Source organism: Pyxidicoccus trucidator, assembly GCF_010894435.1.
GTDB lineage: Bacteria > Myxococcota > Myxococcia > Myxococcales > Myxococcaceae > Myxococcus > Myxococcus trucidator.
This window is the reverse complement of sequence record NZ_JAAIXZ010000002.1, coordinates 443,352-462,881: the sequence shown is the minus strand read 5'-3', so window position 1 is coordinate 462,881 and position 19,530 is coordinate 443,352. Positions and strand designations below refer to the sequence as shown.

Genomic DNA, 19,530 nt, shown 5'->3' with positions numbered 1-19,530 from the left:
ACTCGAATGCGGACGTTCAGTCGGTGGCTGGCCCTTGCGGCCTGGGCGGCAGGGGCGACGGCGTACGCGGACGACAACGACCTGCAGGTCTGGCAGTTCGGCAACCCGGACCCCAACGGCGTGAATGCGCAGGTAACGGCCAACGCGGACTTCCAGGCCTTCGCCCGCGTCATGGGCGCCGCCATCACCTCGGTGAACCTGATGCCGCCGGAGACGACGGGCCACTCGGCCTGGGCCGTCAACGCGGAGCTGTCCGTGGTGTCGATGCCGGACAGCATCCTCATCCCCACGGAGAGCGCGCAGCCCTCCTCGGTGCTCATCCCCTCCTTCCACGTGCGCAAGGGCCTGCCCTTCTCGCTGGAGCTGGGCGGGCGCATCGGCTGGGTGGAGAAGAGCAGCCAGGTGGTGGGCACGGGCGAGCTGAAGTGGGCCGCCAACGAGGGCTTCACCTATTTGCCGGACATCGGCGTGCGCGGCCACGTGACGAAGCTGTTCGGCGCGCGCGACTTGAGCCTGACGGTGCTGGGCCTGGACTTCGGCGTGGGCAAGCAGTTCCCGCTGGGCGGCATGGTGACGCTGACGCCCTACGGGGGCCTGGACCTGGGCTTCGTCGGGGCCACCACCAGCCGCCTCGACTTCGACACGAGCCGCACCTTCGAGGACACGACGGAGAACAACTCCCGCGCGGCGCTGGAGAACACGGCCGCGTACCAGAAGGTGTCCTTCGGCGATAACATGAACCAGCGCCTCTACGGCGGCGTGCGGTTCATCGGCGGCGTGCTGCAACTGGGCGCGGAGCTGTCGCTGACGCGCACCGGCAGCGTCGCGCCGGACCCGGACTCCGAGGAGACGGTGGGCGTGCCGGCGGTGTTCGCCTTCAGCACCACGCTCGGCCTGGACTTCTAGGCCCTACGCGGCGGCGCGCAGGGCCTCGCGCACGGCGCCGGGCCGGTTGGTGATGAGGTAGCTGACGCCCATCCGCTCCAGGGCGTCGGCGCGCGCGGCGTCATCCACCGTCCACGCGGCCACCCTCAGGCCGGCGGCGCGCCACGCGGCCACGCGCTCGTGGGTGCACGCCTCGTGGAAGGGGTGGACCGAGTGTGAGGACACCAGCGGGCTCACCCCGTAGGCCTGCACGGCCCAGGGCTTGTCCGGGTCGATGAGGAAGCCCCGGCGCAGCTCCGGCGCGACGGCGACGAGGCGGAAGAGGCACAGCGGGTTGAAGCTGGAGAGGACCACGCGCTCGGCCAGCCCACGCCGGCGGACCAGGTCCGCCACCTTCTGCGCGAGGCCGCCGTCCTCGAAGCGGTCGCACTTCAGCTCGATGTTGATGAGGAAGTGCGCGGGCAGCGCCTCCAGCACCTCCTCCAGCCGGGGGATTCGGGCCGGAGCGAAGCCGAGCGCCGAGCCCACGTCGGCGCGCTGGAGCTTCCACCACGGCGTGAGGCGCACCTCCCAGGGCAGGCGCGCGAGCCTGTCGAGCTGCTCGTCGTGGCACACGACGACCTCGCCGGAGCCGCACACCATGGCGTCCAGCTCCACGCCGTCCGCGCCCTGACGGGCGGCCTCGGCGAAGGCTTCCAGGGTGTTCTCGGGGGCATCGGCGCTGGCACCGCGGTGGGCAAGCAGGAGCATGGGCCCCCAGTCTGCGACGGCCGGGCCCGCCGTGCAGCAACGGTGCGAGCGGCCGCGTCCACAGGTGGACGCGCGGCTTGCCTCCCCCGGCGCTTTGCTGCACTGTGCCCGCACCATGCTGGGCCTCGGCCTCGGAGAAATCATCGTCCTCGGCTTCATCCTGTTGGTGGTCTTCTCGGCCGCCCGCATGGGTCAGCTCGGCAACGCCGTGGGCAAGTTCGTGTACTCGTTCAAGAAGGCCTCGAAGGGCGAGGACCTGGTAGACGTGGACTCGAAGTCGCTCACCACCACGCGCCGGGGCAGCACGGACGCCGAGTTCAGCGACTCCGAGCGCCCGCGCCGCCGCTAGCCCGCTTCCCTTCCCTGCTCAGTCCAGCCCGTGCGGCCCGTCGGGACGCCGCGCTGGAACCGCGTGGGTCACCGCCTGTCGTACGGCATCGACTCCCTCGGCGAGCAGCCGGGTGGCCTGCTCTCGCAGGGCGGAGTGCAGGCTCGTGCTGGCCACCAGCTCTCGCAGGTCCGCGGTGTTGAGCAGCGGGACGATCTTCGCGCCAATCTCCGGCGGCAGGTACGGATTGAAGGCGAGCGCCCGGCGCACGGCATGGCGCACGGACCAGCGCGGTGACTTCCAGATTTCGATGAGCGGCTCGGGGCGGGCCGGGCGCCGGGCGGCGATGCGCACCACCAGGTCCTCGGTGAGCCGGGGGTTGATGAGCACGTTGCGAAGGACCGTCGGGTTGCTGACGGTGGCCAGGCGGGACAGGGTGTCCGGATCCCGGGTGAGGCGCGCCTGCTGCTTGAGGTGCCCGAGCGACTGGGAGAAGGCGTTGGCGTCCGCGCGGGCGGCGGCATCCGCGTCCATCTCCTTCTTCGCCGGGCCCTGGGCGAACAGGTCCGCCACCGTGTCGAGCGACTGCACGTGCGCCAGCCGGCGCAGCACGTCCACGTGGGGGATGTGCTCGGCCTCCTGCTCCAGGGCGGCCATGAAGTCGGTCAGCACACAGGTGGCGGGCCCCCAGCCCTGGCGGGACAGGGAGATGAGCACGCCGACCAGCTCGTTGGTGTCGAGCGGATCTCTCCGGGACAGCTCGCGCGCGGCGGCCTTGCGGCGCACCTCGGCGCCTCCGCTCAGGGCGTGGATGAAGCGGGCGACGTTGCGGGCCTCCTCCAGGGTGGACATGGCGGCTTACTCCGTGCGCTTGCCGGCCTCCGCCGTCGCGGGGGCCACCGGCTCCAGCGTCACCTCCAGCCGGAAGCCGCCGAGGTCCGCCGGGTACTCGTGGAACATGACGAGGAAGGGCGCCTTCGCGCCGGGCGCCACGGAGACAGCCGCCGCGTCCAGGCGCTGGCTCAGGGCCGCAGCCGACTCCGAGTTGCCCACGGCGTACAGGTCCTCGGGCGTGGGCACCGCGCCCACGAGCGCCTCGGCGGAGCGCACCCGCTGGTCGCCGTCATACAGCGCGGCGCGCACGCGGATGCGGGTGGCGGAGCCGGTGCGGTTCTCCGCCTCGCCCCGGACGAAGAACAGCGGCCGGCCCGACTTCGTCTCGTAGAGGGCATTGCTCACGTCCACGGCCACCAGCGGCCGGGGCGCGGGGATGACGAGCGCGCGCAGTTGCTCGGGTGAGAGCACCGACAGGTCCACCCGGCCCTCGCGCAGGTAGACGCGGCCCACGGCGGCGAAGCCCACCACGAGCACGGCGGCCACGACGAGGTTGGCGATGAACGCCGTCGCCTTGCGAGCGCGGCTCGGCGGGCGGCTCTGGGGAATGCCCACGTCCTCGGGACGGGCGGTGGGCCGGGCCACGGAGGGCGAGGCCGGCAGGCCCCCCACGTCCAGCACCTCGACCGCGCCCGTGGCGGGTGCCCCCACCCGGCCCAGGGTGACGCTGAACTCCTGGGCCTCGTTCATGGGGGGCAGGTCCCCCAGCAGCGAGACTCCGTCCGCCTCGAGCGAGGCGGCGAAGCCCTCCAGGCCGTCATCGGCCGGAGGCGACGTCCCGAGCAGCGCGGCGCGGCCGGTGTCGGTCGGCTGCATGCCCGCGTGCTCGCCGAACGGGTCCGCATCGGCCCCGGAGTCGAAGAGGTTGTTGGCGCTGGGCGCCAGGGGCTGGGGCGCGGCGACGGGCGCCCTCCCCGGCGGAGCGCTCGCGGGAGCGGGGCCCCGGGCAGACGACGCGGCCGGGACCGAAGCCACGGGAGCGGGGCCCCGGGCGGTCGGCGCCGAAGCCACGGGAGCAGGCGGCACCGCGCCGGGGCCGCCGAGGTCGATGGACGCGAACGGGTCCTCCCCTGCCGGTGCGCCCGGGACAGTCGGACCGGAAGTCACTGTGACGTCATCGATGTCGATGGAGCCGAACGGGTCCTCGCCAGCGGGAGCCGCCACGGCAGCGGGTGCCGGCCGAGGCGCGGCGGGAACCGTCACGTCATCGATGTCGATGGAGCCGAACGGGTCCTCTCCCGGGAAGGGAGCCGGAGCCGAGGGTGCGGCGGCTCTCGGCGGTGCGGGGCGCACCGGGCCCAGGGCCACCGCCCCCGTGGACGCGGGGGCAGGAGCCGCCGCGGCCCGGCGGAGCGCGTCGGCCGGAGGCGCCTTGGGCGAGGGCAGCAGGTCGAACGCGCCCATGGGAGCAGACGGGGCGGCCTGGGGCGGAGGAAGCAGGTCGAACGCCCCCGCCGGCGCGGCCGGGCCCTGGCCTCCAAGGAGGTCCGCGAACGGGTCGTCTCCGCCCAGGGCGAAGGGAGGCGGCGCCCCGGCTCCCGGAGCGGCCCCGAACCCAGGAGTCCCTGGAGCCGGAGGAGGCACGCTTCCGGCCGGAGGGGCAGCCCCACGCGCGGCCACGGGCGCCGGAGCCCCGCCCTTCGGGGCGCCGAACATGGTGACTGGCGCAGGGACAGCCGCCCCTGGAGTCCCCACCGCGGCCGGCCCGCGCCCGGGGCCCATGGGGCCGGAAGCCAGAGCCCCCGTCCCAGGAGAAGCGAACGCAGCCGGAGGCGGAGGAGCGGCGCGTCCACCTGCGGCGCCAGGCAATGGCACAACCCCCGCGACACCCGGAAGCGGCACGGCCCCACCCCGGACTCCGCCCGGAAGCGGAACGGCCCCGCCCAGGGCGTAGGCGCCCTGCGCCTCACTCGGAGGCACCGCGCTGCCATACAGCCCTGTAGCGGACCCGGGCCGGGCCTGTCCCCCCACCGCGCCCGTGGGGGCCGGCAGCGGCACGGCACCCGGGGAAGCCACGCCGGGCCCCGCGCTCTGGGGCAAATCGAACGGATTCGCCGACGGGCGCGCGGCGGGAGGCAGCGGCATCGGGCCGATCCGGGTCGGCTCGTCGAAGACGCCGGCCTCCGTGCCGATGTCCCCATCCACGCTGTTCCACGGCGCCGCGGGTGGCCGGACGGCGGGCGAGCCCTTGGTCGCCTCCACGCCCTGCGCGAAGAACCCCGGCTTCGTTATCTCCACGCCCCGAGGGTCCGGAGCGACCCCGAACTGGGCGAAGGGGTCCACCTGACCGCCCGGAGGGGGTGCTGGCGGCGCACCCGTCTCCGCCGTGGCGCTCTCACGGGTGACCCGGAAGGTGTTCTGACACTTGGTACAGCGGACCTTGACCCCCTTGTCCGTCACCTTCTCGTCGGGGATCTTGAACCGCGTCTGGCACTGCTCGCACTTGACGATCATTCAACAGGCCCGGCTGGGAGCGCGAGTATAGGGGCAGTAGGCGGCCACGGCGAGCCGGGTTCTCGTAGCTTGCTCGCTCCCAACCCCTCTGGTACGAGGTTCGCCCCTGCGAGACTCAGGCGGGGCACGTGGCTTGGAGTCGAGCCCAAAAGGGGCGGAGAGACACATGAGCGAGGCCGAGCAAGCAGGCGCTCCGAGCAAGGAGCCCAAGATCATCAAGCGGTACACGAACCGGAAGCTCTACGACACCGTGGAGAGCCGGTACGTCACCCTTGATGAGATCGCCGCGATGATCAAGGAAGGTACCGAGGTACGGATTGTCGACAATCGTACCAAAGAGGACCTGACCTCCGTCACCCTCGCGCAGATCATCTTCGAGGAGGAGAAGAAGAAGAACCAGATGCCGCTGTCGGTGCTGCGCGAAATCATCCGCCACCCCGGCGAGTCCATCTCCGGCTTCATCCAGCAGCAGGTCACCCCCCGCGTGGCCTCCATCCGCGAGGAAGCCGAGTCCCGCCTCGACAAGCTCCTGCGCCGTGACGAGACCACCGGCAAGGTGGAAGGCGCCCCCGAGGAGCCGCCCGCCGCCGCCGCGACGCCCGAGTCCGCCGCCGCCGCCGGCCTCAACCCCGCCGACCTGCTCAAGGCCAGCCAGCGCGCCTTCGAGGACTGGCAGCGGAAGATCGACGAGCGCGTGAAGCACGTCGTGGAGAACCTCACCGGCAACCTCCCCGCCCTGGGCCGCGACATGGCGTCGCTCACCCAGCGTCTGGAGGAGCTGGAGAAGAAGCTCGAGCAGGTCGAGCAGCAGAAGAAGCAGCAGTAACCGCGCACGGGGCGCGAGCCGTCGCCGGCCGCGCCCTACGCCACCTCCGGCGCCCGCCTCCGCTTCCTGGGGGCCGGGCCGCCGTGAAGCTCCGCGGCGATGGCCGCCAGCATCTGCGCGCCCCGGCTCTTCGGCGCGTACTCCCAGATGGTCTTCCCGTGGCTCTGGGCCTCGTCCACCTTGACGTCGTAGCCCAGCGGCGTGGCCGCCAGCGCGTCCGGGAAGTAGGCCTTCAGGCGCTCGAGAATCGCCGTGGCCAGCGCCGTCTTCCGGTACAGCGTGGGCACCACCTTGGTAACGCGCAGCTCCGGCCGCCCCTCCGCCTCGCCCACCTGCCGCACCGTGTCCGCCACCTCGGCGCAGCCATCCAGCGACAGGTACGTCAGCGCCACCGGCACCACCACCTCCGTGGAGGCCACGAGGATGTTGCGCGTGGTGAGCCCCATGGACGGGGGCGCGTCGAAGACGATGGCGTCGTAGCCCGCCGCTTCCGCCGCGCGCAGCCGGTCCGCCAGCCGCCAGGCCTTGCGTGCGTCGCCGGCCACCACCACCGGGAAGTCCGCCATCTCCTTGTACGCGGGCAGCACGTCCAGCCCCTCGGTCGCCGAGTGCTGGACGACGTCCTCGAAGCGCACCGCCTCGTCCGTCAGCAGGTGGAAGACGTTGCGCGGCAGCGTGCGCACGTCCACGCCCAGCACCTTGCCCGCGTGGCCCTGCGTGTCCAGGTCCACCAGCAGCACGCGCAGGCCCCGCTCCCGCACCAGCCACGCGGCGGTGTTCACCGCCAGCGTCGTCTTGCAGGTGCCGCCCTTCTCGTTGATGAACGCGATGCGCCGCATGGCCGGGACTCCTCAGCCGCCGCGAGGGTGGCTACTTCTTCGGCGACGTCTTCGCCGCCACCAGCGTGTCCACCTTGCCCTCGACGGAGGCCAGCAGCCGCTCCAGGTCATCCACCTTCGAGCGCAGCTGCTCCAGGTCTCCCGTGGACGGCAGGTTCATGGCCGACAGGGTCGAGCGCAGCGCGCTGTCCAGCGTGCCCTTCGCCGCCAGCGAGCGCGACACCAGCGTCTGCACCGTCGCCACGAACTTCTCGTTCGACAGCAGCTGCTGCGCCAGCTTGCCAATCCGCTCCTCGCCCGTCTCCACGAGCTTCTTCATCACCGGGTTGTTCTTGAGCATGGGAAAGCGCGTCCTCGCGCGCGAGGCCTGCCTCGGCCTCAGGAAGTCAGGAAAAAGACGCCGCACTCTGTGAGGTGCCAACGCGACGTGTCAAGCAGCGCAACAACACGTGGCCAAACGCGTTGACTCCTGGAGACGCGATTCCTACGGTTCGCCGCTCTCATTCTATGGCCGGACTTCTCGACAAGCGTCTGTGGATCGTCTCCGGCAAGGGCGGAGTCGGCAAGAGCACCATTGCCGCGGCCCTCGCCCTTGCCTCAGCGCGCGCGGGACGCAAGACGCTCGTCTGCGAGGTGAACACCCAGGAGCGCGTCAGCCGCTTCCTGGAGCGCCCCGCCGCGGGCCCCGAAGTCACGATGCTGGAGGAGAACCTCTGGGCCGTGGACGTGCGCCCCCAGGAGGCCATGCGCGAGTACGGCCTCATGGTTCTGCGCTTCGAGACCCTCTACAAGACGGTCTTCGAGAACCGGCTGGTGCGCTACTTCCTGCGCTTCATCCCTTCCCTGCAGGAGCTCGTCCTGCTCGGGAAGATCATGTACCACCTGCAGGAAAAGGGGCCGGACGGGCGCCCGCGCTTCGACACCATCGTCATGGACGCGCCGGCCACCGGACACGCCATCTCCTTCCTCAGCGTGCCGCAGGTGCTGGTGCAGACGGTGCCCCCGGGGCCCATGTCCCGCGAGGCGCAGAAGATGCGGGATTTGCTCGTGGACCCGGCGGTGACGGCGATGGTGCTGGTGGCGTTGCCGGAGGAGATGCCGGTGAACGAGGCGCTGGAGCTGCACGCGGCGCTGCGTGACAAGGTGAACATCCGCACGCAGGCGGCGGTGCTCAACCAGGCCTTCCCGGAGCGCTTCACGGAGGCGGACCTGGAGGCGCTGCTGGGCCACCCGGAATTGCACGGCGTGGCCAAGGCGCACCATGACCGGGCGGCGCAGGCGGTGCTCGCGGGGACGAAGCTGGAGCGCAACCTGCACGCCCCGCTCTTCACGGTGCCCCGCCTGTTCACGCCCGAGTTCGGACGCGACGCGATTGAGCAGGTCATGGGGCACCTCGAACCGATGGTGACGGGGGAGATGTGAGTACGACGGCCCTGGCTTCCGCGCTCTCGGGCAAGCGCGTCCTCATCTGCGTGGGCTCGGGAGGCGTGGGCAAGACGACGGCGGCCGCCGCGCTGGCCCTGCGCGCCGCGGCGGACGGGCGCACCAGCCTGGTGTGCACCATCGACCCGGCGAAGCGGCTGGCCAACTCGCTGGGCCTCACCGGCCTGGGCAACACGGAGACGCGCGTCCCCGCCACCGCGCTGGAGCCGCTCGGCATCAAGCCCCGCGCGGAGCTGTACGCGATGATGCTGGACATGAAGCAGACGTGGGACGACCTGATTACCCGCGTCGCCCCGCCGGACCAGCGAGAGCGCATCCTCTCCAACCGCTTCTACCAGTCCCTCTCCACGGCCCTGGCGGGCAGCCAGGAGTACATCTCCATGGAGAAGCTGTGGGAGCTGCGCCGCCGCAACGCCCACGAGCTCATCGTCCTGGACACGCCCCCCACCGCGCACGCGCTGGACTTCCTGAACGCGCCCAACCGCGTGCTGGACTTCCTCGACAACGAGGCGGCGAAGTGGCTGCTCAATCCCGCGCTGAAGGCCGGCAAGCTGGGCATGTCGCTGTTCAACCGCAGCGGCTACGTCATGCGGGCGCTGGCGAAGTTCACCGGCACGGAGATGCTGCAGGAGCTGTCCAACTTCATGCTCGCCCTCTCCTCGATGAACGAGGGCTTCCGCGAGCGCGCCCGCGGCGTGCGCCAGCTGCTGGAGGACCCGAGCACCGGCTTCGTGCTGGTGACGAGCCCCCACCCGGAGCGCATGGACGAGGCCATCCACTTCCACACCCTGCTCAAGCAGCACCGGATGGAGGTGGTGGCGCTGGTGGTCAACCGCGTGCACCCCATGCCGCCCGAGGCGCTGTGGACGGACGCGGCCACGCTGACGCCCACCCGCCGCGCCAAGGTGGAGGAGACGCTGCGCGAGCTCCAGGTCCTCGCCGAGCAGGACTCGGCGGGCATCTCCCAGCTCCAGGCCGCCTGCCCGGGCGTCCCCATCATCCAGGTGCCCCGCTTCGAGCTGGACGTGCACGACATCACCGCCCTGTGGCGCACCGGCCGCTACCTGCTGGGCGACGACACCATCGCCTGAGGTCGCCCGCTTCCCTGCCCCGCCCGGGCCCGGATGCAGGCTGGCCGGACTTCTTCACCGTTCCCGTCCGGAGGGCAGGCGGCCGGGGAAGCGCGGGCGGTGGAGCCGCATTAAGCTGGGCGCGCCCACCCCTCGAAAGAGGGCGCCGGGCACGCCCACCTTTGGAGGTGGGAACTCCCCGGGCCTCCGCGATGTCCGGGAGGGTGGCCGGTCGTCCGGTCCAGGAGGACGCATTTCGTGATTCGGAGAGAGCGGGCGCACATGTCGGTCAGTCGGTGGTGGTGGGTCGCGGCGCTGGGGCTGGCGGTGTCCGGGTGCAGGACGACGGGCTCGGCCGCGCGCGCCGACGGACAGGGCACGGCTCCGAAGCAGGAGCTCGAGTTCGACGCGGTGACGGTGACGGCGGACCTGGAGCTGGACAAGCTCAACGACGAGGAGCTCTTCGCGGGCGGCACCTCGGCCTTCGCGGCCAATGACTTCAAGCAGGCGGCGCGCTACTTCGGGCGGCTCGCGGACTTCCACCCGGACAGCCGCCACCGCCGCGCGGCCCTCTACAACGCGGGCCTCGCGCACCAGCGCCTCAAGGAGTGGGAGGAGGCCGGGCACCGCTTCTCCGAGCTCGCGGACCCCGCCAAGGGCCAGGGCGATGCGCTGGACGCGGCGTTCCGCGTGGCGGAGACGCACTACCACCTGGAGCGCTACGACGAGGCCGTCGCCCTGCTGGGCGTCATCTCCGCGCGCGAGGACCTCCCCGTCAACCGGCGCCTGGAGGCCCAGGTGCAGCAGGGCGTCTGCCAGCTGGAGGCCGGCCGCAGCGAGGAGGCGGAGAAGACGCTGCGCAAGGCGCTCTCCACCTACGACGCGCTGTCCGACAAGGACGAGGTGGACGACTACTTCCCGGCCCAGGCCCACTTCTTCGTCGGGGAAGTCTTCCGGCTCCACTACGACAACGTGAAGCTGGACCCGGTGAAGGGCAGCGACAAGCTCGCGGAGGACCTCAACTACAAGGCGGAGCTGCTGCTGTCCGCGCAGGGCCACTACCTGCGCTCCATCCGCGTGGGCAACGGCTACTGGGCCACCGCCGCCGGCGCGCAGATTGGCGCCCTGTACGAGAATCTCTACGAGCACATGGTGAACTCGCCTGCCCCGTCCGAGCTGGACGCCGCCGAGGCCGAGGTCTACCGCCAGGAGCTGCGGAAGAAGATTCGCGTGCTGCTCACCAAGTCCATCAACATCTACGAGCGCACGCTGGAGACGGCCGAGCGCATCGGCTCGCAGAGCGCCTTCGTGGACCGCACCCGTGAGAGCCTCGCCAAGGTGAAGGCCCTGCTGCTGGCGGACGCCGAGGCGGACCCCTCCCCCGCCCCGCCCGCCACGGACGCCGAGCCGCACTCCTGAGCTCCACCCCCGGCTGGGCACCCGGGGGCTGCGCGGCATAGCCTGGGGCTCCCCCATGGAGCCTCTCTTCACCGCCGAGCAGCTCGCGGACATCCACGCCTACCACCTGCCCTATTACATCCGGGCCGCGGTGGACCCGTTCGCGCTGCTGGCCCTGATGGTGCTGCAGCTTCGCTTCCTCGTCCACCCGCTGTACCGCGCGGCCACGGCGGCCACCGCCGGACTGGAGCGGCGGCTCGGCTTCCTGCGCACGGCCCCCGTCAGCCGCGCCTTCTTCCGCGCCATGGAGCGGCTGTGGGGTGAGCCTGGCTGGGGCGCCGCGGTGCTCTTCGCGCTCGCCACGGACCTGTTCATCAAGCTCGTCTACACGCCGGTGGACGTCTGGTTCACCTACACGCTGGAGCACCGGCACGGCCTGTCCAACTACACCCCGGGCGCGTACGCCTGGGATTTGCTCAAGGGCCACCTCGTGGCCGCCATCTGCGTCGCCGCGCTCGTCATCGGCGTGTACGGGCTGGCCCGCAGGGTGCGGCACTGGTGGCTGGTGCTGGGCGTGCCCGTCGCGCTGATGATGCTCGGCTCCTCGGTCCTGGACCCGTACCGGGACCTCCTCTACTTCGACCAGAAGCCGCTGCCCGCGGGCCCGCTGCGCACGCGGATGACGGCGATGATGGAGCAGGCCAGCATTCCCTTCGCCGACGTCATGGTGGAGGAGACCTCCGTCGCGTCGCGCAGGGTCCAGGCGTACTTCGCCGGCCAGGGCCCCACGCGCACCATCGTCCTCAACGACGTCATCCTCAAGGAGCTCTCCGCGGAGGAGGTCCTCGCCGCCGTGGCCCATGAAGCAGGCCACGTCCACGAGCCGAAGTGGCCGGGCCGCATCGCCTCTTCGTTCGTGCTGCTGGCCCTGCTCTTCACCATCGACCGGCTGCTGCGCGTGTCCGCGGCCCGGGGCTGGTTCGGCACCACGCGGTTCGCGGACATCCGCACCCTGCCGCTCCTCTGGCTGCTCTTCTCCTGCGTCTCCCTGCTGGGCAACCCCGTGGCCGGGGCCTTCTCGCGCGAGGGGGAGCGCGAGGCCGACCGGTATGCCCTGCGCCTCACCGGCGACGTGGAGTCCTTCCGCCGCATGCTGGTGAAGGCGGCCCGGGTGAACAAGATGGACCCCGAGCCCCCGCGCTGGGTCGTACTCAAGGGCATGAGCCACCCGCCGATTGGCGAGCGACTCGCCGCGCTCCCTCCTCCGTGAGGACACCCGGACGCGGGGCCGCACGGGCTCCGATTCAATCCTGAAAAAAGCGGCCGGCAGGTGGGCTCCCCGCGACCTCCGTCCCCGCCCTCACGAGCCCACCCACCGACAGCCGCCACCGGACCGCTCCCCGTCGTCCCGGCGGCACGCCTCCCTTTCCCTCTCGCCCTACGGCTGCGAGTCCTCCTTCAGTTTCTCCACCGCCACCAGGGTGATGGCCTTCACCAGCGCCCGCGCCCGGCGCCCCGCCGCCGTCTCCCCGTGCGGGTCCGCCTCCACCGCGTTGGCCAGGTCCGTGAACCCCTGCCGCTCTCCCTTGCGCAGGTAGAGCTCACCGCGGTTCGCCAGCGCCACCGGGTTGCCGGGCTCCCGCTCCAGCGCGGCGCTGTACTCGGCGACCGCCTCCTCCAGCCGTCCCAGCTTCTGGTACACGGTGCCCAGCGCCGACCGCGCCGCCGTGTCCTTCGGGTTCCCCTCCACCAGCCCCTCGAAGAGGATGCGCGCCTCCTCCAGCCTCCCGGCCGCCGCCAGGTCACACCCCACCTGCGCAATCGCCTTCGCCTCCTCGAAGGTCATCCCCTCCACCTCCGCCCAAGTCGCCTCGCCCCGGGCGAAGGCCTTCAGTCGCGTCACCGCTCCACTCTGCATCTGCATGGCCGTTGCTCCCTCGTGTCTGATGATGCGTGCCATGGCGGCTCACGCGCTCCGCAGGTTGGAGATGGCCGTCTTCGCCATCTCGTGGAACTTCGAGGACATGTTGCTCATCAGGTCGAACATGGACTTGCGCTTCTCCATCAGCTTCTGGAGGCGCAGGTTCAGCTCCTGCATGCTGGTATCCAGCTTCGCGGCCCTCTTCTTGTCCGCGTCGCCGGTGCCCAGCGTGGCCTGCTCGTCACGAGCGCTCGCCATCTCGTTCAGCACGCCGAGCAGCTCATCGTCCGTGTCCTGCGAGATGGACATGAGGATGGCTTGAATCTTGTCCTCGACGCTCATGTTCGGGTTGTCGAGGATGCCCTTCACGCTCACGCCGCCGCCCACCGGCCGGCTCCCGCCCGTGGAGGGCTGCGTCCCCGACGAGCCCAGCACCGAGTCCGCCTGACGCAGCGCCGCCGTCACGTCCGGCCGACCCACGATGCCGTCCCTCCCTCCCACGCCCGCCGCCATCTCCAGCCGGTCGAAGTACTCGGGGTGGTCCTTGAAGAACTGCGCGGCCCGCTTCAGCGTCGCCGACGTTGCCGGGTTGTTCAGGATGGCGGCCAGGTTGTCGCGCGTCAGCAGGTTGTCCTTCGCCCCCACCGCCGAGTCGAAGGTGTCCCAGTTCTGGCTCAGCACCGACAGCGCGTCGCGGTACTCGCGGAAGTCCGGGTCCAGCGTGCCACCCGAGGGAGCCGGCACCGGCGTGGTGGGCGTGGGGCTGTCGCAGCCAGGCGTCCCGCCCGTCCCCGGAGTCGGCGTCGTTCCCGGGCCCGGCGGCGTCGTTCCCGGGCCGGGCACGCCACTGCCGGGACGCTCGGGACGGCCGTAGCGAGCGAACTCCCCCTCCACCCGCCGCAGCTCGCCGCGCAGGTCCGACGCCTTGAAGCGGTCGTTGTCTCCCAGCATGCCCAGGAAGCCCAGATTCGAAAACGGGCCCCGGTTGTCGAGCCGCTCGAACAGCGCCTTGTTCTCCAGCATGAAGCGGGCCGCGTTGCGCAGCTGCGGTGACAGGCTGGAGTCGCTGGAGATGCGCTCCAGGTCCTTCTTCGTCAACGAGCCGTTCTTCTTCCCGTCCAGGAAGTCGAGCTGGTCGAAGTTCGCCTCCAGCACCCGCAGCGAGTCCGCGTAGCCGAGCATCTTCGGGTCCAGCGGGCTGCTGCCCGGGGCGAGGATGGACGCGGAGGACGCATAACCGTCCCCCACCTTGGAGTCTCCTCCGGAGGGCGGCCGGTACTCCGTCTTCGCCGCGGGGTTCTTGGAGAGCTCCTGGGCCACGCCCATGGCGCCGCTGGCCGCCATCATGACGTTGCCCGTCGCGGCCCCCGTCGCGGCCTTGATGGAGTTGGTGATGAGTGGTGGCAGTCCCAGCGCGTTGCCCGCGAAGTCCACCGCCGCGGACATGGGACCGGCCAGCAGGTTGGCCGCACCTTTGAGGAAGTCGAGCATGAGCCCTCTGGCGCGGCGGGGTTGGATGTGACGCCGCGCTGTCACTGTCCGGTTTGCAGCGCCGGTGCCGTCGGCCGTCCCTCCCTTCCTCCAGCGAAATCCATGGGTTGGCCCGTCCCCCCGTCCGGACACGTCCCCGGACGCGGACGGGGCGGTCCACGGCGGGGGATTGGGGCTAATGTCCCGCCGCCATGCGGACCATGGGCCTGGACCTGGGCACCAAGACCATCGGAGTGGCCGTCTCGGACGGACTGGGGCTGACCGCCCAGGGTGTCACCACCGTGCGGCGCACCTCACTGAAGGCGGACCTCGCCGCGCTCGCGAACCTCGCGCGGGAGCACGAGGTGAGCCGCGTGGTGCTGGGCTTCCCGCTGAACATGGATGGCAGCGAGGGCCCCCGCGCGGAGGCCTCACGGAAGTTCGCGGACACGCTGGGCTCCGCGCTGGGAGTCCCCGTCGAGCTCTGGGACGAGCGGCTGTCCACCGTGGCCGCCACGCGCACCCTGCTGGAGGCGGACGTCAGCCGCGCCCGCCGCCGCGAGGTCATCGACCAGGTGGCCGCGCAGTTCATCCTCCAGGGCTGGCTCGACGCCCACCGCCCGGCTGATTCCGCCTACCACGCGGACGACGACTACGACCCGGAGGCCTGAGCAGGCCCCCGGCACCCGCCGCCTACGGGCGGCGCCGGTACACGTGCAGCGGCGCCGAGAAGCCGTCGAGCTCCTCGAAGGTGACGCCGTCCAGCACCAGGACGCGGCCCTCCAGCTTCACGCCGGGGTCCTTCACCAGCGAGCCCTGGTCGAAGCGCACCAGCACCTCCGGCTGCGTCTCCTGCATGAGCTTGCGGAAGGTGTCCCAGCGCACGCGCGCCATCCGCTCCTCGGGCAGCCCGGAGAAGAAGGCAATCTGCAGGTCCATGTAGCTGGGGTCGTCATCGATGGCCACCGCGCCACCCTTGCCGGCCACCTCCGCCTTCACGAAGTCCGCCACCTGCATCACCGCCACGGGGTTCGTGGACGTGGGGCTCACCGGGCGCATCGAGTTCTGCAGGCGACCGTCAGCGCGGAAGGTGTAGAGGCCCATGGCCACCGGCACCGCCACGGCCAGCACCGCCGTCACGCCCGCCAGCGCCTTACGCGCGCCAGCGCCACGCTGCCCCACCAGCGCCGCGAAGCCGAGCGCCATGAAGACGGGCACCACGGCGATCTGCGTCACCGTGAAGCGCCCCAGCGGCACGAAGGTCATCAGCACCGCCGCGCGGAAGGTGAAGTACACGGCGGGCACCACCGCCGCCGCCACCAGCCAGCGCGTGTCCGGCCGCGAGCGCCAGGCCTTCACCATGCCCAACATCCCCAGCACCGCCACGCCCGGAGACAGGGTGAGGAGCGCGATGCCGGGCCAGAACCCGAGTTGCTGCAGGCGCCAGCCGATGGCCGGGCCCGAGCCCGCCGAGGACAGCACCCAGCTGCGGTGGAAGTCCTCCACCGCCTTCACCGGGAAGAACGGGTCCCCGTGCATCAGCTCGTTGCCCTGCATCCACAGCAGGGGGAACGGCAGGCACGTCAGCCCGAAGCCCACTGCGCGCGTCAGCGCCGCCACCTTGTCCTCGCTGCTGAAGCACAGCGCCAGCGTGAGCAGCGGGATGTACATCCACGCGTCGTAGCGCAGCGCGCAGGCGAGGTTGAGCATCAGCGCCGCCTGGAACAGGGGCGCGAAGCGATTCTCCTCCACGCCCTCCGCGTACAGCGCGAAGGCGGCCAGCATGAAGAAGAGCGACACCGCCTCGCTGCCCGCGGTGGTGGAGAACTGGAGGTGCATGCCCCAGGCGGAGAAGGCCAGCCCGGCCGCCACGCCCGCGCGCCAGCCGAACAGCCTCCGTGTCAGCGCGAACAGCGGAATCACCGACAGCACGCCGAACAGGAGGCTCACCGCGCGGCCCGCCACCTCGCGGTCCATCACCGACAGCGCCGCGCCCACCAGGTACATGTGCAGCGGGCCGAACTGGAAGGCACCATCGCCGTACGCGGTAATCACGTGCGGCTCTCGCAGCCAGCGCTCCGCCAGCTCCGTGCGCACCACCGCGTCGCCGTAGAGGTTCTCGTTGACGACGAACACCAGCAGGCGCGGTACCAGCGCCGCCACCAGCAGCAGCCCGATGAGGAGCCGGGTGCTCGGCTCGGGTACGAGGGCGGGCACCGCCGAGAGATTCGGCGTGTGGGACGGCTGAACGGACAGGGGGGAGGGGGCGGTCGCCATGACGCGCGGGAGGATACGCAGGCAGGGGCCAAAGCCAAGCCAGCGACCCCTGCTCCCCTGCTTGCAGGGCGTCCCGGGCTTCACCCACCGCGAAGCTGCGCTCTCCCGTACCGGTTTTCCCTGGAACCGCAACCATCGGTGCCCCTACCGCCCACCTCACGGGGGAACCGCCACCCGTACTCTCCGCGACAGTGGCTGCAACCCGCCGGCCTCCAGCGTCACCCGGGTGCGCCGCACCACGCTCCCTCCTCGTCCCCGAGGTGTGCGAGACGTGAAGACGACCTCCAGCCGCTCGGGCAGGGGACGGCGCAGGTCGAAGCGCAGCTCGCCCTCCGCCACCGGCTCCCGCGAGCCTCCGGGCGTCCGGGCTTGGAACTCGAACCGCACCCGCCCCCGGAAGCCGCGAAGCTCCAGCAGCTCGTAGGTGATGACGGACAGCGAACCCGGCTCATGGGCCCGGGCCACCGTCCAGCGCGCGCCCGGCCCCACCGGCTCCTCGGGAAATGGCGGCGTGGCCAGCCAGTGCGATGACAGCGCCGCCCGCACCTGCGACACCAATTGCGAGGACACGCCCCCGCGCAGGTCCAGCCACGCCTCCACGAGCGCTCCCGTCCCTGACAGCACGGCCTCCCCGTCCCGTCCGCTCAGCGCCCCCAGGGCCTCGGCCAGAGCGAGCGCGGCCTCCATGCCGTCCTCGTCCACGGCGCGCACCTCCGGGCGACCCACGCGCAGCCGATAGCGGGCCTCCCCCGGTATCGCCCACGGGTCCGGTGGCACGAGACGGCCCGGGCCCAGTCGATACCTCGCGCTGTCGTCCACCGCGCCCGTCACCGGCAGCGACAGGCGGAGCGGCACCACCACCTCGGGGCCGTACTCGGTGCGCAGCTCACCTTCCGGGCCGGCTCCCGACACGGTGTCCACCTCCGAGGCCACCGACAGTCGCGCCCGCTGCGCCCAGCCCGGCCGGTGCACCAACCTCAGCGCCCTGCGTGGCTCCGCGCCTGCGTCCAGCAGCACCGTGGCGACCACATCCTCGGCGGTGGAGGGTGAGAGGCCCTGAAGCAATGAGCCCAGCAGACATGACGCGGCAAGCAAGGCGGACACGACTCGACTCCCTGGGTCGGGTGACGTCCGGGCCCGATGCACACGCCGTGCTCACCCGCGTCCCGACGCAGCACGGCCCCAACGCCGTCCAGCGCCGTGGACACCGTGCAGGATTCCGACTCCCTGCTGGCTCCCGACGACACCCGCGTCCACCGCCGGAGACACCGTGCGCGATTTCGGCTCCAATGGCCGCCCATGCCGGAGGTCGAGGTCGCTGCCCTGGAGAAGACGTACCCGCCGCCCGGAGTCTGGGCGCGACTGCGCGGGCGCGCGTCCTCCTCACGTCCGGCCCTGCGCGGCGTCTCCTTCCACGTGGATGCCGGCGAAGTCGTCGCGCTCATAGGCCCCAACGGCGCCGGCAAGTCCACCCTGCTGCGCATCCTCTGTGGCCTCCTGCTCCCCGACGCGGGCACCGCCCGGGTGGCCTCGCGCGACGTGGTGCGGGACAGGCCGGAAGTCCGCCGTCACGTCGGCGCCGCGCTCAGCGATGACCGCGGACTCGCCCCGCGCCTCACCGCCCGCCAGAACCTGCGCTTCTACGCCGCGCTCTACGACGTGCCCTCCCGCGAGGTGGACGCACGCATCGACGAGCTGGCCCACACGCTGGAGGCCCGCCGCCTCCTGGACCGCGAGACGCGCACCCTCTCCAGCGGAGAGAAGGCCCGCGTGGTGCTGATGCGTGCCCTGCTCCACCGCCCGCGTGTGCTGCTGCTGGACGAGGTGACGCGCTCGCTGGACCCCGGCGCCGCCCGCCGCGTGCGCAGCCGCGTCCTGGCCGATGCGGCCTCGCGCGGCGCCGCCGTCCTCTTCGCCAGCCATGACCTGGCCGAGGTCCAGGCCGTGGCCCACCGCGTCCTCCTGCTCGACGCCGGGCGCATCGCCGCCTCGGGCGCCTTCGCGGACGTGCGCTCCGCCGCCGACGCCGTCTTCGCGGCGAGCGCCGAGGAGGACGCATGAGGCGCCTGCTCGCCTTCCTCCGGCGCGACCTCGAAATCGCCACCGCCTACCGGCTCAACGGGCTGCTCCTGGTGGCAGGCGGGCTGTTCACCCTGACGCTCTTCTACTTCCTTGCCCGCACCGTGGGGGAAGCCCCCGCCGTGCGCGGCCGGTATGGCGCGGACTACTTCTCGTTCGCCCTCGTGGGCCTGTCCACCGCCACCCTCCTGCGCAGCCTGCAGCGCGGCTTCGGCAACGCGGTGCGCGCCGCCCAGAACGACGGCTCGCTGGAGCCCCTGCTCGCCGCGCCCCTCTCCACTTTTCACGTCGTCGCGCTGATGGCCTCCGGCACCGTGGCGGGCTCGCTGGTGCGCGCGGGCGGGCTGCTGCTGGGCGGCTCGCTCTTCTTCGGCGCCCGGCTCTCCGTGCACCCGCTGACGTTCGGCGTGACGCTCGTGCTCAGCGTGCTCGCCTTCAGCGCGCTGGGCCTGCTGTCCGCCGCCTTCGTCCTCGTCTTCAAGCGCGGAGACCCGTTCGCCTACGCGCTCGACATGCTCAGCTATCTGTTCGCCGGTGTGCTCTATCCAGTGGACGTGCTGCCCGAAGCGCTCCGCATGGCCGCCCGCCTGCTGCCGGCCACACATGCGCTGCACGGACTGCGCGCCGCGGCATTGGAGGGCGCCGGGATGGAGCGCCTCCTGCCCACCTGGGGCGCCTTGCTGGCGTTCAGCGCGGTCCTCTGGCCACTTGCCGGCTGGGCCGTGCAGGCCGCGCGCCGACATGTGGAACGAACGGGCACGCTGCCCCACAGCTAGGTAACAGTCCGGCCTCGGCGGGCGCACGGAAATCCACTGCCCGGGCGTTCAATACCCCTCGCGCCAGAGGGGGGACCCTACCCCCGTGGGCGAGGCACCTTATAATCAAAGTGCCTTTTC

19 protein-coding genes are annotated in these 19,530 nt (G+C 71.7%); 10 read left to right on the top strand and 9 right to left on the bottom strand.

What is annotated here, in order from left to right:
- Positions 1–6 precede the first annotated feature (6 nt).
- A complete protein-coding gene (locus tag G4D85_RS08500; protein ID WP_205525470.1) occupies positions 7–906 on the top strand; it encodes a hypothetical protein in 900 nt (299 codons plus the stop codon).
- Positions 907–909: 3 nt separating this feature from the next.
- Here the strand turns inward: G4D85_RS08500 and G4D85_RS08495 are convergent, their stop codons facing one another.
- The gene (locus G4D85_RS08495; protein ID WP_164009863.1) at positions 910–1,635 is read right to left on the bottom strand and encodes a glycerophosphodiester phosphodiesterase; all 726 of its coding nucleotides are present in this window, start codon (positions 1,633–1,635) and stop codon (positions 910–912) included.
- Between G4D85_RS08495 and G4D85_RS08490 the strand changes: the two genes are divergently transcribed.
- Positions 1,634–1,984: a twin-arginine translocase TatA/TatE family subunit gene (locus tag G4D85_RS08490; RefSeq protein ID WP_240359150.1), complete on the top strand. Its 351-nt coding sequence runs from the start codon at positions 1,634–1,636 to the stop codon at positions 1,982–1,984. The genes G4D85_RS08495 and G4D85_RS08490 overlap by 2 nt on opposite strands.
- A gap of 18 nt (positions 1,985–2,002) precedes the next feature.
- Here G4D85_RS08490 and G4D85_RS08485 read toward each other — a convergent pair whose 3' ends face one another.
- Together G4D85_RS08485 and G4D85_RS08480 are read right to left on the bottom strand one after the other, a co-directional pair.
- Positions 2,003–2,815 carry a hypothetical protein gene (locus G4D85_RS08485; protein ID WP_164009859.1) on the bottom strand — a complete coding sequence of 271 codons (813 nt, stop codon included), beginning with the start codon at positions 2,813–2,815 and terminating at the stop codon, positions 2,003–2,005.
- 6 nt (positions 2,816–2,821) lie between these two features.
- The gene (locus tag G4D85_RS08480) at positions 2,822–5,311 is read right to left on the bottom strand and encodes a zinc-ribbon domain-containing protein (RefSeq protein WP_164009857.1); all 2,490 of its coding nucleotides are present in this window, start codon (positions 5,309–5,311) and stop codon (positions 2,822–2,824) included.
- Between the two features lie 166 nt (positions 5,312–5,477).
- Here G4D85_RS08480 and G4D85_RS08475 point away from each other — a divergent pair, with 166 nt between their 5' ends.
- Positions 5,478–6,137 carry a polyhydroxyalkanoate synthesis regulator DNA-binding domain-containing protein gene (locus G4D85_RS08475; protein WP_164009855.1) on the top strand — a complete coding sequence of 220 codons (660 nt, stop codon included), beginning with the start codon at positions 5,478–5,480 and terminating at the stop codon, positions 6,135–6,137.
- A gap of 35 nt (positions 6,138–6,172) precedes the next feature.
- On the opposite strand, the gene G4D85_RS08470 is transcribed toward G4D85_RS08475, so the two are convergent.
- Both G4D85_RS08470 and G4D85_RS08465 read right to left on the bottom strand, forming a co-directional pair.
- Positions 6,173–6,976, bottom strand: a complete 804-nt coding sequence (locus G4D85_RS08470) for a ParA family protein (RefSeq protein ID WP_164009853.1) — start codon at positions 6,974–6,976, stop codon at positions 6,173–6,175.
- A 31-nt stretch (positions 6,977–7,007) separates the two neighbouring features.
- Positions 7,008–7,316, bottom strand: a complete 309-nt coding sequence (locus tag G4D85_RS08465) for a hypothetical protein (protein WP_164009851.1) — start codon at positions 7,314–7,316, stop codon at positions 7,008–7,010.
- A 167-nt stretch (positions 7,317–7,483) separates the two neighbouring features.
- Here G4D85_RS08465 and G4D85_RS08460 point away from each other — a divergent pair, with 167 nt between their 5' ends.
- The 4 genes from G4D85_RS08460 (at position 7,484) to G4D85_RS08445 (ending at position 12,157) form a co-directional block, all read left to right on the top strand.
- Entirely contained in the window at positions 7,484–8,398 is a 915-nt protein-coding gene (locus G4D85_RS08460) for an ArsA family ATPase (RefSeq protein WP_164009849.1), read from the top strand.
- The gene (locus tag G4D85_RS08455) at positions 8,395–9,510 is read left to right on the top strand and encodes an ArsA family ATPase (RefSeq protein WP_164009847.1); all 1,116 of its coding nucleotides are present in this window, start codon (positions 8,395–8,397) and stop codon (positions 9,508–9,510) included. Before G4D85_RS08460 ends, G4D85_RS08455 begins: the two co-directional genes overlap by 4 nt.
- A gap of 261 nt (positions 9,511–9,771) precedes the next feature.
- Positions 9,772–10,908, top strand: coding sequence for a tetratricopeptide repeat protein (locus tag G4D85_RS08450; protein ID WP_164009846.1), 1,137 nt, complete (start codon positions 9,772–9,774; stop codon positions 10,906–10,908).
- A gap of 55 nt (positions 10,909–10,963) precedes the next feature.
- On the top strand, positions 10,964–12,157 hold the full coding sequence (locus G4D85_RS08445) for a M48 family metalloprotease (RefSeq protein ID WP_164009843.1): 1,194 nt from the start codon (positions 10,964–10,966) through the stop codon (positions 12,155–12,157).
- 168 nt (positions 12,158–12,325) lie between these two features.
- Here G4D85_RS08445 and G4D85_RS08440 read toward each other — a convergent pair whose 3' ends face one another.
- Both G4D85_RS08440 and G4D85_RS08435 read right to left on the bottom strand, forming a co-directional pair.
- Positions 12,326–12,847 carry a tetratricopeptide repeat protein gene (locus tag G4D85_RS08440; RefSeq protein ID WP_164009841.1) on the bottom strand — a complete coding sequence of 174 codons (522 nt, stop codon included), beginning with the start codon at positions 12,845–12,847 and terminating at the stop codon, positions 12,326–12,328.
- Positions 12,848–12,853: 6 nt separating this feature from the next.
- Positions 12,854–14,299: a hypothetical protein gene (locus G4D85_RS08435; RefSeq protein ID WP_164009839.1), complete on the bottom strand. Its 1,446-nt coding sequence runs from the start codon at positions 14,297–14,299 to the stop codon at positions 12,854–12,856.
- Positions 14,300–14,490: 191 nt separating this feature from the next.
- On the opposite strand from G4D85_RS08435, the gene ruvX reads away from it, so the two are divergent.
- Positions 14,491–14,949, top strand: coding sequence for a Holliday junction resolvase RuvX (ruvX, locus tag G4D85_RS08430; protein ID WP_164009837.1), 459 nt, complete (start codon positions 14,491–14,493; stop codon positions 14,947–14,949).
- A 22-nt stretch (positions 14,950–14,971) separates the two neighbouring features.
- Here ruvX and G4D85_RS08425 read toward each other — a convergent pair whose 3' ends face one another.
- Positions 14,972–16,555 carry an ArnT family glycosyltransferase gene (locus G4D85_RS08425; RefSeq protein WP_205525469.1) on the bottom strand — a complete coding sequence of 528 codons (1,584 nt, stop codon included), beginning with the start codon at positions 16,553–16,555 and terminating at the stop codon, positions 14,972–14,974.
- Between the two features lie 156 nt (positions 16,556–16,711).
- Positions 16,712–17,659 (bottom strand): hypothetical protein, encoded by a 948-nt coding sequence (locus G4D85_RS08420; RefSeq protein ID WP_164009833.1) that lies wholly within the window; start codon positions 17,657–17,659, stop codon positions 16,712–16,714.
- 195 nt (positions 17,660–17,854) lie between these two features.
- On the opposite strand from G4D85_RS08420, the gene G4D85_RS08415 reads away from it, so the two are divergent.
- Both G4D85_RS08415 and G4D85_RS08410 read left to right on the top strand, forming a co-directional pair.
- Positions 17,855–18,616, top strand: a complete 762-nt coding sequence (locus tag G4D85_RS08415; RefSeq protein ID WP_164009831.1) for an ABC transporter ATP-binding protein — start codon at positions 17,855–17,857, stop codon at positions 18,614–18,616.
- The gene (locus G4D85_RS08410) at positions 18,613–19,410 is read left to right on the top strand and encodes an ABC transporter permease (protein WP_164009829.1); all 798 of its coding nucleotides are present in this window, start codon (positions 18,613–18,615) and stop codon (positions 19,408–19,410) included. Before G4D85_RS08415 ends, G4D85_RS08410 begins: the two co-directional genes overlap by 4 nt.
- Positions 19,411–19,530 lie beyond the last annotated feature (120 nt).